Source organism: Halomonas citrativorans (genome assembly GCF_900163645.1).
Classification (GTDB): Bacteria; Pseudomonadota; Gammaproteobacteria; order Pseudomonadales; family Halomonadaceae; genus Vreelandella; species Vreelandella citrativorans.
Genome location: NZ_FUKM01000028.1, coordinates 37,670 through 53,596, shown reverse-complemented (window position 1 = coordinate 53,596; position 15,927 = coordinate 37,670). Strand labels below are relative to the sequence as shown.

Here is a 15,927-nt window from a genome sequence, read left to right as displayed (position 1 = left end):
GATGAGGTGCTTGCTGAAGGGGTTATTCAGTCCAGCCCGGTACGGCAGCGCCTTTAAACAGCTCTTCAGCTTTGGCTGCTACTTCGTCGCGCTGATAGGCATCCACCAGTTGGCGAATGTCTTCACGCTCTTCGTCACCGCCGCGCACAGCAATAAGGTTCACGTAGGGGGACTCAGGGCCTTCTTTGATCAGGGCGTCGTCAAGCTTTAAGCCTGCTGGCTGGGCGAACGTGTTATTGATAAACGCCATGTCGACATCGCGTAATACGCGGGGCAACTGGGCGGCTTCAATTTCACGGAAGCGGAAGTTACGCGGATTCTCGGCAATATCGATCGGCGTTGCTTCCAGGTTCTCCGGATCGTTCAGGGTGATCAGGCCTTCGTTATGCATCAAAATTAGTGCACGACCTTCATTGGAAGGATCGTTGGGCAGTGCAATCTGTGCACCGTCGGGCAGATCTTCAATACTGTCGAATTTTTCTGAATAAGCACCGATCGGATAAACAAAGGTATAGCCTGCAACGGCAAGATCATAGCCGCGATCGCTAACCATTGCATCCAAGTAGGGGGCATGCTGGTAGGCATTGGCATCAAGGCTGCCGTCGGCCAGCGCAACGTTGGGCGTTACGTAGTCGGTAAATTCGATAATTTCGACATTGAGGTCGTACTCTTCTTTGGCAATCCGCGCCGCTACTTCCATGACTTCAGTTTCGGGGCCGGCAACGGTACCCATTTTCAGCGTGCGGGTTTCTGCGTTGGCAACGTTAACGGCCAGTGCCAAGGCTGTCAGGCTACCAATTATTAGTTTTTGCATGATAAGTCTCCTAATGCGTTGTATCGTCATTTTTTAATAATATTGGAATAAGAAAAATAATTCTAATGTTTTTTTGTTATAAGTGAGCATGGCCAATTGCGACCACTATTTACGATCACTTTTGCGCACCAGATAGTCGCCCAGGCTTTGAAAGCCTTGCACCATGACCACCAAAATAATCACGGTAATCAGCATAATAGTGGGGTTAAAACGGTTGTATCCATAACGGATGCCCAGGTCTCCCAAGCCACCACCACCTACTGCGCCCGCCATCGCGGAGTAACTGACTAGCGTTACCAGCGTAATGGTTAGTCCTGTAATGATGCCGCCCCGCGCCTCTGGTACAAGTACCTTGCGTATAATCTGCCAAGGGGTCGCGCCCATGGATTGAGCAGATTCAACCAGGCCTGGCGACACCTCATTGAGTGCACCCTCTATCAGACGTGCCACAAAAGGGATGGCCGCAATGGTTAGGGGAACTGATGCGGCGTTGATGCCTATCGAGGTGCCTACCAGCATCCGTGTGAACGGGATGATGGCCACCATCAAAATAATGAAAGGAATCGAGCGGCCAATATTAGTAATAATGCTCAATACCTGATTAAGCACTGGCTGGGCTAGAATTTGTCTTGGCCGTGTCGCGTACAACAATACGCCTAACGGTAGGCCGAGCAGTGTCGAAATGACGCCGGAGATGGCCACCATATACAGCGTATCCAGCGTGGCCTGTAAAATAAGGTCAAACATTGCGCTGGACATAACCAAGTACCTCGACTTCTAACTGGTGAGACTGAAGATAATCCATTGCCTGTTGCGTCTGCTCTGTCGTGCCGAGCAGTTCTGCAATCATAAGCCCTAAGGTGCGATCCTGAATGGACTCGACTTTGGCCTGTAAAATGCTGACATCCACATTGCACTCACGGGCTAAGCGGGAGATAAGCGGTGTTGAGACGGCATCGCCAGAAAACGTTAGGCGTACGACGGGGTGAGTGGTCTCTCCTGGCGTATCGTTTAAGCGTTCGATCAGCTCTTTAGGGGGGGGAAGTTGGAGAAAGTCGTTCAAAAATTCGCGGCCAAGCTGAGTGTTGGGGGCCGTGAAAAAGTCGCCGACTTCTGCGTCTTCCACGAGTGTGCCGTTGGAAATAAGGCTTACGCGGTGGCAAATTGACTTAACCACTTCCATTTCATGGGTAATCAACAAAATAGTGATACCCAACTGGTGATTAATATCACGCAGCAACTCAAGAATAGAGCCGGTAGTTTGTGGATCTAACGCCGATGTTGCTTCATCACACAGTAGCACATTGGGTTGGCTGGCCAGAGCGCGGGCGATAGCAACACGCTGTTTTTGGCCACCTGAGAGCTGTGCGGGATACTGTTTGGCTTTGTCAGCCAGCCCGACCATTTCCAGTAGCGGGAGTACGCGGCGTTGAATGGCGCTACGTTTTTCACCCATCAGCTCAAGCGGCAGAGCAACGTTATCAAACACGTTCCGCGTAGTAAGCAAGTTGAAGTGCTGGAAAATCATGCCAATGCGGTGACGTGCCTGGTTTAGGGCGCCGCCGTTTAAACGAGTCATCTCTTGGCCATCCACGGTCACGCTGCCACTGGTTGGCCGCTCAAGTAAGTTAACGCAACGGATTAGCGTGGATTTTCCAGCGCCGGATAGGCCGATAACGCCGTGAATAGCGCCTCTAGGTACGTGCAAATTAACATCTTTCAAGGCGTGAACGGCGTTATTGCCGCTGCCATAAGTTTTACTGACGTTGCTAAGTTCAATCATAGCGTCTGCCTTAATAGGAGGCCAAAGACGGAGTGCAAGGGAGCAAGCGTAGGGCGAGGAATAAAAAAAAGGCCACCCTTTCGGGTGGCCATCAACGCTGGACACACCCTTTTAGCTGCACTTCACCAAGCCTATGGCTTGGTGGGCGCCCGCAATATGGGTACAAATCGGCGCCATTACATGGGCCGAAAGTCTAAGCAGCCCCTTCCTCTTTGTCAATTGAAACCGGCTGCTTTATACGCGTGTGGCCGCTTGATTAGGCGCAGTCGTATGTTTTTAAACGTACTGCTCTTTGCATTGCGTCAATCAAGGCATTTGATTTGCGTCAAGCATGGTGTCCATCAAACTTTCCCGGGTGCGGTGTGCGCATTGTTAACTTCACAAGGATAAACTTGCGCCGTGTTGATTTCGTGTTTGAATAGGCGTTTTCAAAGTGACGTAATAAGGGTTGATTATGTTTACCGGCATCGTGCAGGGCACCGCAAGTATAGTAGAGGTGCATGAACTTGACGCGTTTCGAACCCATGTAGTGGCATTGCCGTCCGAAATGCGTGAGGGGTTGGAAATTGGTGCGTCTGTGTCCCATAACGGCGTGTGTTTAACGGTTACCGCTATTGATGGCGATAACGTTAGCTTTGATTTGATGCGAGAAACCCTGCGCTTGACTAATCTTGGTGCACTTGAGCCGGGTGGGCGCGTCAATATAGAGCGTGCTGCACGGTTTGGCGACGAGATTGGGGGGCATTCGATGTCCGGCCATATTATCTGTATGGCCAACGTCGTCGCTATAGAAGAAGCTCCCAATAACCGTCGGCTTTGGTTTTCTCTACCCGACACGATTGGCCGTTTTGTGTTTGAAAAGGGGTATATCGGCGTTGATGGTATCAGTTTGACGGTCGGAGATGTGCGTCGCGCGGCAGATGATAGCGGCATTGAGTTCAGTGTAAATCTGATACCCGAAACGCTCTCACGCACCATGCTCAAAGAGCGTCTGCCTGGCGATAAGGTCAATATTGAAATTGATCCGCAAACGCAGGTGATTGTCGAAACGGTCGAGCGCGTGCTGGCTAAACGATTATAAGAAAGCAGCGGGTGGTTGGTTGACCTGTTGGTTAGCTGATGGCCTGAAGATTGCTAGCGTTAGTGTCAGCGGAGGTGGCTCCGCTTAAACCGGCTGTGTCCGGCTGTGTGTTAGGTACTCGCATCACGCGGGAGCTTTCGGTAACATGTGCGGCTTTTCTCGCTCCAAGGGGACGCATACGGACGCATACTGCGTTTGCGCGTAGGATAAAAACATACATGAAACTTCTGGATAAGTATTTCAAGCTCACTGAGCTAAATACGAATGTGAAAACAGAGGTTGTCGCCGGGATCACAACGTTCCTGACGATGGCCTATATCATTTTCGTAAACCCTAGCATCCTGTCGGAAGCGGGTATGGATTACGGTGCCGTCTTTGTTGCGACGTGTGTGGCGGCAGCGATTGGCTGCTTCGTGATGGGGATTTGGGCTAATTACCCCATTGCGCAAGCACCGGGGATGGGGCTTAACGCCTTCTTCACTTACGGCGTGGTGCTAGGTATGGGATATACCTGGGAAGCCGCGCTTGGTGCGGTCTTCTTCTCGGGTTTGATATTCTTCGTACTGAGTGTTTTTAAAATCCGTGAGTGGATTATCAACTCGATTCCACTCTCGCTACGCTTAGGGATTGCGGCAGGTATTGGGCTTTTCCTGGCCATGATTGCGCTTAAAAACGCAGGTATTGTGGTTGCTAATCCGGCGACTCTGGTCGCGATGGGGGATCTTTCACAGCCAGCGGCTCTTTATTCATTGCTGGGCTTTTTTGTGATTACGGCGTTGGCGTACCTGCGGGTCAAAGGCGCGGTATTAATTGGCATCCTGGGCATTACTCTCATTTCGATGCTGTTGGGCCATAATGCATACAACGGTGTGATGTCGATGCCGCCCTCTATCGCGCCTACCTTTATGGCGATGGATCTGATGGGTGCCCTTGATGTGGCGATGCTTAGCGTTATTTTTGCGTTCCTGTTTGTTGATCTGTTCGATACATCCGGCACGCTGGTAGGGGTTGCTCATCGGGGTAACCTACTCGACAAGGATGGCAAACTGCCTCGTATCGGGCGCGCCATGATGGCCGATAGCACGGCATCCATGGCAGGCGCGGCACTCGGTACCTCAACCACAACGAGCTATATCGAATCAACGGCGGGTATTGCATCGGGTGGGCGAACAGGCCTAACGGCCGTCGTGGTCGGCGTACTGTTTTTAATCAGTCTTTTCTTTGCGCCGTTAGCAGGCTCTATCCCGGCTTATGCCACCGCCGGTGCGCTGCTGTACGTTGCGGTACTCATGGCGGGCAGTTTATCCCATGCGAACTGGGAAGACCCAACCGATGCTGCTCCGGTATTAATTGCAGCATTGGCAATGCCGCTGACGTTTTCAATTGCTGACGGTATTGCTTTGGGCTTTATTAGCTTTGTAGGAATTAAAACGCTTTCAGGCCGGTTTAGCGACCTGAATCCTGCTGTCGTGATTCTGGCCTTGCTGTTTGCAGCGAAGTTTCTATTCCTGGGTTAATTATCCAGGCTATTTATTATTAATCTATGAGAGACGCGATGAGCATCTACGGTGACTACATTAAGTCGGTTATTCGCACCGTTCCTGATTGGCCCGAGCAGGGAGTGAATTTTCGTGACATTACTCCCTTGCTACAAAACAGTGCGGCGTTTCGCAAGCTGATCGACAGTTTCGTGCATCGCTATCAGGAAATGAACCTGGATGCCATCGCCGCGATTGATGCGCGTGGTTTCATTATCGGTGCGCCGCTCGCCTATGAGCTAGGTTGTAGCTTTGTGCCCGTACGAAAAAAAGGCAAACTGCCTTTTAAAACGGTCAGTGAAACCTACAAGCTGGAATACGGCCATTCGGAAGTTGAGCTGCACTCTGACGCATTCCAGAAAGATGACCGGATACTGCTGATGGATGACCTGATTGCCACCGGCGGCACTATGCTGGCCGCTGCAAATCTTATTCAGCGCTGTGGTGGGCATGTCGTAGAAACCGCCACCATTATTGACCTACCCGAGTTGGGCGGTTCTCAGAAAATTCGCGATGCTGGCTTCAGCGTATTCGCGGTATGTTCTTTCAACGAAGACGAGTAACGCCTCTCATGAGCAGCGAACGCTATCACCAACACTTCATTATTTCCTGGGACCAGCTGCACCGAGATGTGCGTCAGCTTTGCCACCAAATGATGGAGCGGGACTTCAAGGGTATTGTGGCGATTACCCGTGGCGGGTTAATCCCGGCGGCACTTATTGCACGTGAGCTTAACGTACGCCTGATTGATACGATCTGTATTAAAAGCTATGACCATATGGACCAGGGCGGTCTGAATATCATGAAGGGCGTTGACCATGATGGCGAAGGCTGGCTGTTGGTCGATGATCTGGTGGATACCGGTAAAACCGCGCGTGCGGTACGTGAAATGATGCCTAAAGCGCATTTTGTCACTATCTATGCCAAGCCAGAAGGGCGCCCTTTGGTTGACCAATATCTCACTGAAGTGGCCCAGCAGTGCTGGATTCAATTCCCTTGGGATATGGGAGTTGCCTATGTTGAGCCTCTCGTTGATCAAGTTAAAAGGACTTATGACTAATCCATTAACGAACGACTGGGGCCGGTGGCTCGGTGATGAATTTCAAGCCGACTATATGAAGGCGTTGAAACAGTTCTTGGCTCAGGAAAAAGCGGCTAAAAAGGTTATTTACCCTCACTCTTCTGATTGGTTTCGTGCGTTTGAACTGACGCCATTGGAAGAAGTGAAAGTCGTTATTCTAGGTCAGGACCCGTACCACGGCCCCCGTCAAGCGCATGGGTTAAGCTTTTCTGTTCAGCCGGGGGTGAAAATCCCCCCGTCGCTTGCCAATATTTATAAAGAACTGGCAAGCGATGTGGGCGTTAAACCGGTGCCGCATGGCAGCCTGGTTAGCTGGGCCAAACAAGGCGTTTTGCTGTTAAACACGGCGTTAACCGTTGAGCAAGGCAATGCCGCGTCGCACCGCGGCAAAGGTTGGGAGCCGTTTACCGATCGAGCAATCGAAACGGTAAGCCAGCATGCTCCGCCGTGCGTGTTTTTGTTATGGGGTAGTCATGCGCGCCAGAAAAAAGCGTTGATTGATCAGCGGTGCCATTTAGTGCTGGAGTCGCCCCATCCTTCGCCGCTGTCTGCCCATCGTGGCTTTTTTGGCAATCACCAGTTTTCTCAAGCGAACCAGTTCCTGCTGGGGCAAGGACGTTCGCCCGTTGAATGGCAACTGCCCGAAAGCGCTTAACCTGATGGACAGATGCAGGTAGAATGCGCGCAATTTTGTATGCCTGAAGATGCGGCCTGAGTCGTTATCCTGATACCACACTGCAGTGAGGAAGCCCCATGAGTGTCTACGCCATTAACCATCCGCTTGTTCAACATAAGCTGGGACTGATGCGCGAAGTTGATTTGAGCACCAAGAGCTTTCGTGAACTGGCAGGTGAAGTGGCCAAGCTCTTGACTTACGAGGCCACGAAAGGCCTGGAGCTTGAGGATCACGAAATTCAAGGTTGGAATGGCGAGCCTATCGCCACGCGCCGACTTAAAGGTAAAAAAGTAACGGTTGTACCCATTCTGCGGGCTGGTTTAGGCATGCTGGAAGGCGTTACAGATTTGATTCCCAGTGCGCGCGTCAGCGTTGTCGGCCTGTATCGCGATGAAGAAACGCTGCAGCCTGTGCCGTATTTTGCGAAATTCGCCAACGATATTGAAGAGCGCATGGCGCTGGTGATTGACCCGATGTTGGCAACCGGTGGTTCCATGATCGCCACACTGGACATGCTGCGTGAGCGGGGCTGTGAGCATATGAAGATCATTGTTCTTGTCGCTGCTCCCGAAGGCATCAAGCGTGTGCAGGATGCTTACCCAGACGTGGAAATTTATACGGCCTCGGTAGACGATCGACTCGATGAGAATAGTTATATCGTGCCGGGATTGGGAGATGCCGGCGATAAGATATTTGGAACGCGTTAAGCGTTTTGCCTAACGGCGCCCCTTACGCTTCGCGTTGGGGGCATTTTTTTGCCTTTTCGATATAAATTGATTCCTGGGAGTTGAGTGATGAGTAATGCTGGCAGCCGGTCCGAGTCTTGGCCGAAGGTACTGCTGACCGGAGCACAAATGCTGTTTGTCGCATTTGGCGCGTTGGTACTGGTTCCGCTGTTAACGGGCCTGGATCCAAGTGTTGCACTTTTTACTGCCGGTGCGGGGACGCTAATATTTCATGCGGTTACTAAGCAGTCGGTGCCGGTGTTTTTGGCGTCCTCGTTTGCGTTTATCGCGCCTATCCAGGGGTCTATTGCCAGTTTTGGTGTTTCCGCGACGCTTGGCGGTTTACTGGTAGCCGGTCTTGTGTATGTCGTTATTTCCCAGATCATACGCGTACGCGGTATCGGTTGGCTAAATCGTTTGTTACCGGCGGTGGTGGTTGGCCCAGTCATCATGGTGATCGGCCTCGCGTTAGCGCCGGTGGCCGTTAGCATGGCAACCGGGGAAACCAGCGACAATATCAGCTATGGTCAAGCGATCTTTTTATCCATGGCCAGCCTGCTGGTGACGCTGGTATTAGCGGTATTTGGGCGTGGCCTGCTGCGCTTGATTCCCATTATGGGGGGTATTGTTACCGGTTATGCACTCTCCCTGGTGATGGGGGTTGTCGATTTTACACCGGTACATGAAGCGGCTTGGCTTGGAATACCCAATTTTACCGCGCCTAGCTTTCATTGGGCGGCTATTTTATTCATGATTCCTGTGGCCATTGCGCCTGCGGTTGAGCATATCGGAGATATGGTGGCGATTGGTTCGGTAACGCGTAAAAATTATCTCGAAAAACCGGGCCTGCACCGTACATTGCTGGGTGATGGTTTGGCGACCATGGTGGCAGCACTGTTTGGCGGCCCACCCAACACGACGTATTCCGAAGTAACCGGTGCCGTAACACTGACGCGGGCGTTTAACCCTGTTTATATGATTGTCGCGGCGATCATCGCCATTCTGCTGGCCTTTATTTCCAAGCTGGGTGCACTGTTGCAAACGATTCCAGGCCCGGTAATGGGCGGCATTATGACGCTGCTGTTTGGCTCGATTGCTGTCGTCGGAATGAATACGCTAGTACGTGCGGGTCAGTCGCTAACCGCGCCACGCAATCTGGTGGTGGTGTCGTTGATTCTAGTGTTTGGTATTGGCGGTATGCAATTTGGGGGAGGTCAATTTACCCTGCAGGGCGTAAGCTTGGCGGCTCTCGTAGGTATCATATTGAATTGGCTATTGCCTCGTGAGCGCGAAGGGGAGTAAACAGCCCCCTCGTCCTTATCAGGATTCATTACCAGGGAAGGAGACATGTATATGGTAAGTAATGTAGCCACTGCATTTCCCGTACTCGGCGTTGTCGCTTGGAGTGGAACGGGAAAAACGACGCTACTAACGCAGTTGCTGCCACGGTTGCGCCAGGCAGGGCTAAAGGTAGCTGTCATAAAGCATGCCCATCACAGTTTTGAAGTGGATAAACCCGGTAAAGATAGCTATGAGCTGCGTAGCGCTGGGGCGGCACCGATGCTGGTCGCTTCACGTGAACGTTTTGCGCTGATGCAGGAAACGCCGGGTCAGGATGAGCCAGACCTGGCAGCGTTGCTGGCGATGATGGCTTACCATGAGCCAGACCTTGTTATCGTGGAAGGATTCAAAGCATGGCCCATTCCCAAGCTTGTACTGTATCGTAAGGGAATTGGAGAGCCGTCTATTCTTCATGATGCGACGATTCAGGCGGTGGCACTTGATGATCAATCACCGGTTGAGCTTGACCCCCGGATTACCCCGCTAAACCTTAATGATATCGATGCAATTACTCACTGGGTGCGTACGTGGGCGAGCACTCAACCCAATGGCACATTTTTAAAACATAGGTGATAAACATGCAGCTAACCCACCTCAATACGCGTGGTGAAGCTAATATGGTCGATGTGGGTGATAAGCACGAAACACGTCGTGAGGCCGTCGCCTCGGGGCGGGTTTTAATGCAGCCAGAAACGCTCAAGCTGCTAAGTGATGGCGAGTTACCCAAGGGCGATGTCATTGCAACGGCCCGTATTGCCGGTATTCAGGCCGCGAAGCGTACCCATGAATTAATCCCTTTATGTCATTCGTTGGCGCTTTCCAAAGTCTCCATTGAATTTGATATCGACCCGGCCCAGGGCTGTGTCCACGTGACGGCACTGTGTCGATTAAATGGGCGCACAGGTGTTGAGATGGAGGCGCTTACCGCGGTGTCGGTCGCGTGTTTAACGCTCTACGATATGTGTAAAGCCGTCGATAAGGATATGTGTATCGACGCTGTTCAGCTTGAAAGCAAACGCGGCGGCGTACGTGGCGATTATCAGCGCAGTGCTCGCCCGCAAGCCCCCATTGTGACGGGGGAAGGGACGGCAGGCGAAGTGACACTAGGCGAACGCTGCGCCTCGCCCTGTGTTCGGGTGAAGTTTTTAGCCGAGCTGCGTGAACGTGTCGGTGTGAGTGATACGGTGCTTGACTTGGACCAGGTGCCGAGCCGTGATATTGCGGGTTTGAAGGCTGCGCTGAGCCAGCGTGATACGCGATTTAGCATGCTCACCGACCAGCGGACGCTGTGTGCGATTAACCAGGTGATGGCCAACGACAGCGCACGGATTACTGACGAGGATGAAGTCGCCTTTTTTCCACCCGTGACAGGGGGCTAATTGATGAATATCCAGGTCCGAATCCAGTCAGCGCCTTTTTCATTAGGCGATGGCTATGCATCTACGCTCGCTCAGCGAACTGATATTGGCGCGGTTGTCAGTTTTACAGGGTTGGTTCGGGACTTTAACGAGTCGCCTGATGTCACCGGACTTACCCTGGAACACTACCCCGGCATGACAGAGCGTACGCTGGAGCAGATAGGTGAACAGGCGTGGCAGCGCTGGTCGCTCCAAGCGGTTTATATTGTTCATCGGGTGGGCTACCTGGCGCCGGGTGATCCCATCGTTAGGGTGCTGGTGGCGAGCGCTCACCGGCGCGAAGCATTTGAAGCGTGTGACTTTATTATGGATTTTTTAAAAACCCAAGCGCCGTTCTGGAAAAAGGAGCATTCCACACAGGGTGAGTATTGGGTGAAAGAACGCGCTACCGATTGGCAAGATGCCGAGCGCTGGGCATAAGACGATTACAGTACCCGCCTAGCGAGTGTGCTGCGTTCTAAAGGATTCGGTTACGCCTCGTTTCGTTTATAGAGGCGCTTCCGCGGCCATTATTTGTAAGTGAACCTCGGGCATGTGCTGCATGTGATCCGCCAACCAATGAATCAAGCGTGGCTGTAGCGCAAAGCGCAAATCAGCCAGCGTATCCGCTTTAATCTCCTCCAACTGATTGTCCAGCCATTCGCTAAAGCTATCTTCATCGAGTGGGCTGGCGTTGCTGCTATCCAGCATCAAGCGACCGATGCGCCACCATCCGGTATCGCTGGCCGCAACAGGCAAGGCGAGAAATAAACTGCCTCGGCGCGTCGTGGTCTTGGTGGCATCCAGGCCTGGATGCGGCACAACGCTATTCTGATTAACGATACAGGGCGGTTGAGGGTGGCGGGCTTCGCAGCGCAGTCCCAAGTGGTCCATAACGATCATGTCGCCATTAACGGGTGCTAAAGGTGCGCTGATGCCCAAGGAGTCTGCAATCGCTTGGTGGGCCTGCTGATGGCGCGCCTCGCCGTGCACGGGGATCAAATATTTGGGCCTGATCCACTGGTAGAATTTGACGAGTTCATCTTGCGAAGGGTGGCCGGTGGCGTGCAGCTCAGGATGATTAACCTCATCAAAGATCGTGACCCCAAGTTGGACCAAACGTTTTTTGAGCTGATCAATGGGGCGTTCATTGCCGGGGATAGCTTTGGCAGAGAAAATGACGTTATCGCCAGGCTCAAGGTCAATAAACGGATGGCGCCCTTGAGCAAGTCGTTGCAGTGCTGCACGAGGTTCACCCTGGCTACCTGTGGCGATAATCACCACTTCATCGGGGGGCAAATAGCCCAAATCATGAGGGGGGACAAGCGCTGGAAAGTCATCCATGTAGCCAAGCCCGCGTGCAATGCTCACCATGCGCTCCATGGATCGTCCCATCAAACTGACCCGACGGCCGCATTGATGAGCCGCCCGGCCAATGGCTAATACGCGTGCCAGGTTGCTTGCAAAGCAGGAGACCACGACGCGGCCCTTGCATTCATTCAGTGTTTTAGAGAGCGCTTTAGCCACATCGCCTTCACTGCTGGAGTGGCCAGGCAGAGGGGCATTGGTTGAATCACCTACTACTAAATCAATCGGGGCAAGCGCTCGAAATTGCGCCGCGTTGATGGGCGTGCCAATCAGCGGCTCTGGGTCCAGCTTCCAATCCCCTGTGTGCATTATGCGGTAGTCGCCCATCACAATGACCAGTGCGCAGCTTTCAGGGATCGAATGGGTAACCGGCAAATAGCGCACCGAAAAGGGCGCCGTTTCCATTGCTTCGCCCGGCTCGATAATCTTAATCGCGGCGCTACTTAGTTGGTGTTCAGCGAATTTTGCGCGTAAGAGGCCTGCCGCAAGTGGGGTGGCATAGATAGGGCAGTTCCACTTGGGCCATAGCCAAGCAACCGCGCCAATGTGATCTTCATGGCCATGCGTTATAAATAACGCTTGGGGTGTTATGCCCAGCGTCTCGGCGGTGCCCAGGTTAGGTACCTGAAGGGGCGAGTTAGGCAAATCCTGGCGAATCATCATGCCGCAGTCGACCGCGATCCAGTGATCGTCGTATCCATACAGCGTTAGATTCATGCCAATTTCACCACACCCACCCAGCGGCAGTAGGCGCAGGGGAGGGCGGCGGCGAGGGCGAAGTTGAACGCGTGGTGGATGCATCGGTTATGAAAAGCCTAAAAAGTAATGTCTTAACTATACGGGAAGGCAGGGGCGGCTAACAATGACCCCCGACATTAGATAACGGTGCTTCGTTAACGGGGTTCCGGTACACTAGGCGGCCGTTATTTACGACGTTGCTATTTAGCCGCTATTTGCTGCGCCATTACGCTAAGTCACTCGTATTTCGTAGTTCGTCAAGAGTACTTCACATGTCTCATTATTATCGTTTAGTCGTTTCCTGCCCCGATCAGGTGGGTATTGTTGCCCGTGTGTCTGGTTTTATTGCTCAACAAGGCGGCTCTATCACTGAAGCCAGTCAGCATTCTGACTTGCAAACAGGCCGCTTTTTTATGCGTTATGAGATATTGGCCGATTCGCTTGGCATGTCCGTTGAAACATTACGCAGCGCCTTTGAGCCAATTGCTCAAGAGTTTTCCATGCAGTGGGCGCTGATGGATACCCAAAAGCGTCGGCGAGTCATACTCATGGTCTCTCGTGAGTCTCACTGCCTGGTGGATTTGCTTTACCGTTGGCAGGCAGGTGAGCTGGATTGTGACATAGCCGGTGTGATTTCTAATCACGAAGACATGCGCTCAATCGCTGAGTGGTACGGTATTCCTTATCACCATGTGCCGGTGGACCCGAATAATAAGGAAGCGTCGTTTGCTCAGGTGCAGGAGCTTATCGATAACGCGCGAGCGGACTGTATTGTATTGGCGCGCTATATGCAGATTCTGCCCCCGTCGTTGTGTGAGCGCTATGCTGGGCAGGTGATTAATATTCACCACAGCTTCTTGCCTTCATTTGCCGGTGCCAAACCGTATCATCAGGCCTATGAGCGCGGTGTAAAACTGATTGGCGCGACGTGTCACTACGTGACGGAGGAGTTGGATGCAGGGCCGATTATTGAGCAGGATATTCATCGCGTGAGTCATTGCCATACGCCAACCGACCTGGTTCGCTTTGGACGCGATGTAGAAAAAGCCGTACTGGCGCGAGGCCTGCGCTGGCATCTGGAGGACCGCGTTTTGATCCACGGCAATAAGACGGTGGTCTTTAGCTAAGCGTTTTAAAAACTGTTGAAGCTGAATCAGTAACAAAACAAGGGGGTGGTCATGAAAAGGGCCACCCCCTTGATGCTTTTAAAATCCGATTTTACGCAAACGGATTATTAGCCTAGCGCTTGGCCATTACCGCCACGGATGACGCCTACACCTACGCCTTCAATATCCAGGGATTGGGTTCGCAGGTCGATTTCAATCGGTGCAAAATCAGCGTTTTCTGCAATCAACATTACCTGATGCCCTTGGCGTTGAAAGCGTTTTACGGTTACTTCATCTTCCAGCCGCGCAACGACGATTTGCCCGTCACGTACACGATCAGTGCGGTGCACCGCTAGTAAATCGCCTTCCAGGATACCCACATCCTTCATGGATAAACCGCGTACCCGCAGGAGATAGTCGGCTTTAGGGGTGAAATATTCCGCGGGTAGCGGGCAGTAACGGTCAATATGCTCCGCTGCAAGGATCGGGCTGCCAGCGGCAACTTCACCAATAACCGGCAAGCCCATCGGCGGAAGATCATTGTTGTTGGCCGCAACGGTGGCGGGTAATTCGCTAACGTCCTGCGCTTCCTGGTTGGGGAGGCGAATTCCCCGCGACGTATTGCGAATAATCCGGATCACGCCTTTACGCTCAAGAGCACGTAAATGCTCTTCAGCGGCATTGGGGGACTTAAAGCCCAAGGCCTTGGCAATTTCGGCGCGGGTGGGAGGGTAGCCGAATTCACCCATGGTTTTTACTATAAAATCAAAAACATGTTGCTGACGTGCTGTGAGTGGCCGCGACATACCAAACTCCATAAACAATAAAAGACAGTCGGTATCTGTCTGCTTGATCAGTATGTGTTTAAGTATACAGTATGTTGCTCTATCCAGTACATGGTTAAAAAAGCAGCTTGTTAAAACACTGACTGTCACCGGTAAGACGTTTGAATTAACGCTAATGCGCAGGGTAACCAAATAAAAAATCGGCTAATAAGGGTGATTGAGCCTGATTAAGATATGACTTACTATTCTGTCATGTTTTAAACACTCGTTTCTCCGGAGGCCATAATGGCACAATCTGACACGGTGTCGCGCATCCTGGATACCGCTGAGGTGCTGTTTGCAGAGCGTGGCTTTGCTGAAACGTCACTGCGTAACATCACCAGTAAAGCGCGGGTAAACCTGGCGGCCGTTAATTATCATTTTGGTTCCAAGAAAGCCCTCATCCAAGCCGTATTCTCACGCTATCTAGACCCGTTTACTCAGCGTTTTCATGGTGCGCTCGATGAGCTTGAAGCCCGCTATGCCGATAGCCCCATCCCCCTAGAAGAGCTGCTTGAAACAATGGCCACCACGGTGCTAGCGGTGCCTGCTGAACGCAATAGTTTGAAAGTCTTTATGCGCTTATTGGGGTTAGCCTATAGTCAAGCGCAAGGGCATTTACGGCGCCATATTCAAGAACAATATGGGGATGTGTTTACCCGTTTTACCGGGCTTGTGCGTAAGGCGACCCCTGATTTACCCGATGCCGAGCGTTTTTGGCGGCTGCACTTTATGTTGGGTACGGTCATATTCACCTTGTCGGGGCTGGATGCGCTACGTGATATCGCCTCCAAGGACTATCAGGAGCAGGTGACTGTGCGTGATTTAGTGCGGCGCCTGCGTCCTGTGGTCGTTGCCGCCATGAATGCTCCACTGCCGCAAGAGGTTGAAGGAGCGCAGCATGCGAACGCCCCTGTTAGCTGAGTTGCCACCTAAAAAAGACGGCTGGATCGAAATTGATACCAGCGCACAAATCCTGCGCTGGTGGCAGGGTCAAACACCAGGCTTTGAGTGCGCTATCTCTACTGGACGCGCTGGCGTTGGCCAGCAAGATGGAAGCGGCCAAACACCGCATGGCTGGCACTATGTTCGCGCGGCAATTGGCCACGAACAGCCGGTCAATGCCGTATTTAGAGGCAGGCGTTTTACCGGTGAAATTTTCTCAAGTGACTTGGCCGACGCTCATCCGACACGTGACTGGATTTTGACGCGAATTTTATGGCTTTGTGGGTTAGAGCGAGGATTTAACCGCGCAGGTTCCGTCGACTCTCAGCGCCGCTATATTTATGTACACGGAACGCCGCCCGATCAACCGATGGGCAAACCTGCTTCACATGGCTGTGTTCGTATGCGCAATGAGGACCTGCTTTATATCTTTGAGCGCGCCGTGCCTGGAACGCCTGTTTGGCTACATGGCAGCCGTCCGTAGTGGCCTTATGCAGAGGCTTTTTTGAC

At 52.3% G+C, this 15,927-nt stretch carries 18 protein-coding genes; 13 read left to right on the top strand and 5 right to left on the bottom strand.

Translation table 11 applies throughout. From position 1 onward, the window contains the following. Positions 1 to 22: 22 nt before the first annotated feature. The 3 genes from CZ787_RS06530 to CZ787_RS06520 all read right to left on the bottom strand — a co-directional run bounded on the left by CZ787_RS06530 (position 23) and on the right by CZ787_RS06520 (position 2,597). Positions 23 to 814: a MetQ/NlpA family ABC transporter substrate-binding protein gene (locus tag CZ787_RS06530; protein WP_087107398.1), complete on the bottom strand. Its 792-nt coding sequence runs from the start codon at positions 812 to 814 to the stop codon at positions 23 to 25. A gap of 105 nt (positions 815 to 919) precedes the next feature. Next, complete coding sequence (locus tag CZ787_RS06525) at positions 920 to 1,573, bottom strand: methionine ABC transporter permease (protein ID WP_087107396.1); 654 nt, start codon at positions 1,571 to 1,573, stop codon at positions 920 to 922. Next, complete coding sequence (locus tag CZ787_RS06520) at positions 1,554 to 2,597, bottom strand: methionine ABC transporter ATP-binding protein (RefSeq protein ID WP_087107394.1); 1,044 nt, start codon at positions 2,595 to 2,597, stop codon at positions 1,554 to 1,556. The genes CZ787_RS06525 and CZ787_RS06520 overlap by 20 nt, the downstream gene beginning before the upstream one ends. Positions 2,598 to 3,051: 454 nt before the next feature. Between CZ787_RS06520 and CZ787_RS06515 the strand changes: the two genes are divergently transcribed. The 10 genes from CZ787_RS06515 to moaE all read left to right on the top strand — a co-directional run bounded on the left by CZ787_RS06515 (position 3,052) and on the right by moaE (position 10,877). After that, positions 3,052 to 3,678 carry a riboflavin synthase subunit alpha gene (locus CZ787_RS06515; RefSeq protein WP_087107392.1) on the top strand — a complete coding sequence of 209 codons (627 nt, stop codon included), beginning with the start codon at positions 3,052 to 3,054 and terminating at the stop codon, positions 3,676 to 3,678. Between the two features lie 218 nt (positions 3,679 to 3,896). After that, positions 3,897 to 5,195, top strand: coding sequence for an NCS2 family permease (locus CZ787_RS06510; protein WP_087107390.1), 1,299 nt, complete (start codon positions 3,897 to 3,899; stop codon positions 5,193 to 5,195). A 38-nt stretch (positions 5,196 to 5,233) separates the two neighbouring features. Next, positions 5,234 to 5,779: an adenine phosphoribosyltransferase gene (locus tag CZ787_RS06505; RefSeq protein ID WP_087107388.1), complete on the top strand. Its 546-nt coding sequence runs from the start codon at positions 5,234 to 5,236 to the stop codon at positions 5,777 to 5,779. A gap of 8 nt (positions 5,780 to 5,787) precedes the next feature. Further along, positions 5,788 to 6,276: a xanthine phosphoribosyltransferase gene (gene gpt / locus CZ787_RS06500; RefSeq protein ID WP_087107385.1), complete on the top strand. Its 489-nt coding sequence runs from the start codon at positions 5,788 to 5,790 to the stop codon at positions 6,274 to 6,276. After that, on the top strand, positions 6,269 to 6,952 hold the full coding sequence (gene ung, locus CZ787_RS06495) for a uracil-DNA glycosylase (RefSeq protein ID WP_087107383.1): 684 nt from the start codon (positions 6,269 to 6,271) through the stop codon (positions 6,950 to 6,952). Before gpt ends, ung begins: the two co-directional genes overlap by 8 nt. Positions 6,953 to 7,050: 98 nt before the next feature. Then, positions 7,051 to 7,680: a uracil phosphoribosyltransferase gene (gene upp / locus CZ787_RS06490; RefSeq protein ID WP_087107382.1), complete on the top strand. Its 630-nt coding sequence runs from the start codon at positions 7,051 to 7,053 to the stop codon at positions 7,678 to 7,680. A gap of 87 nt (positions 7,681 to 7,767) precedes the next feature. After that, positions 7,768 to 9,000 carry a uracil-xanthine permease family protein gene (locus CZ787_RS06485; RefSeq protein WP_087107380.1) on the top strand — a complete coding sequence of 411 codons (1,233 nt, stop codon included), beginning with the start codon at positions 7,768 to 7,770 and terminating at the stop codon, positions 8,998 to 9,000. A 51-nt stretch (positions 9,001 to 9,051) separates the two neighbouring features. Beyond that, a complete protein-coding gene (mobB, locus tag CZ787_RS06480; RefSeq protein ID WP_087107378.1) occupies positions 9,052 to 9,612 on the top strand; it encodes a molybdopterin-guanine dinucleotide biosynthesis protein B in 561 nt (186 codons plus the stop codon). Between the two features lie 5 nt (positions 9,613 to 9,617). Then, complete coding sequence (gene moaC / locus CZ787_RS06475; RefSeq protein ID WP_087107376.1) at positions 9,618 to 10,418, top strand: cyclic pyranopterin monophosphate synthase MoaC; 801 nt, start codon at positions 9,618 to 9,620, stop codon at positions 10,416 to 10,418. A gap of 3 nt (positions 10,419 to 10,421) precedes the next feature. Beyond that, complete coding sequence (gene moaE, locus CZ787_RS06470) at positions 10,422 to 10,877, top strand: molybdopterin synthase catalytic subunit MoaE (protein ID WP_087107374.1); 456 nt, start codon at positions 10,422 to 10,424, stop codon at positions 10,875 to 10,877. Positions 10,878 to 10,943: 66 nt separating this feature from the next. On the opposite strand, the gene CZ787_RS06465 is transcribed toward moaE, so the two are convergent. Next, a complete protein-coding gene (locus tag CZ787_RS06465) occupies positions 10,944 to 12,521 on the bottom strand; it encodes a ribonuclease J (RefSeq protein WP_087107649.1) in 1,578 nt (525 codons plus the stop codon). Between the two features lie 293 nt (positions 12,522 to 12,814). On the opposite strand from CZ787_RS06465, the gene purU reads away from it, so the two are divergent. Next, positions 12,815 to 13,669: a formyltetrahydrofolate deformylase gene (purU, locus tag CZ787_RS06460; RefSeq protein WP_087107371.1), complete on the top strand. Its 855-nt coding sequence runs from the start codon at positions 12,815 to 12,817 to the stop codon at positions 13,667 to 13,669. 107 nt (positions 13,670 to 13,776) lie between these two features. Here the strand turns inward: purU and lexA are convergent, their stop codons facing one another. Continuing rightward, the gene (gene lexA, locus CZ787_RS06455) at positions 13,777 to 14,454 is read right to left on the bottom strand and encodes a transcriptional repressor LexA (RefSeq protein WP_087107369.1); all 678 of its coding nucleotides are present in this window, start codon (positions 14,452 to 14,454) and stop codon (positions 13,777 to 13,779) included. Between the two features lie 264 nt (positions 14,455 to 14,718). On the opposite strand from lexA, the gene CZ787_RS06450 reads away from it, so the two are divergent. Together CZ787_RS06450 and CZ787_RS06445 are read left to right on the top strand one after the other, a co-directional pair. After that, positions 14,719 to 15,396 (top strand): TetR/AcrR family transcriptional regulator, encoded by a 678-nt coding sequence (locus CZ787_RS06450; protein ID WP_087107367.1) that lies wholly within the window; start codon positions 14,719 to 14,721, stop codon positions 15,394 to 15,396. Further along, a complete protein-coding gene (locus tag CZ787_RS06445) occupies positions 15,374 to 15,901 on the top strand; it encodes a L,D-transpeptidase (protein WP_087107365.1) in 528 nt (175 codons plus the stop codon). Before CZ787_RS06450 ends, CZ787_RS06445 begins: the two co-directional genes overlap by 23 nt. Positions 15,902 to 15,927: the final 26 nt, after the last annotated feature.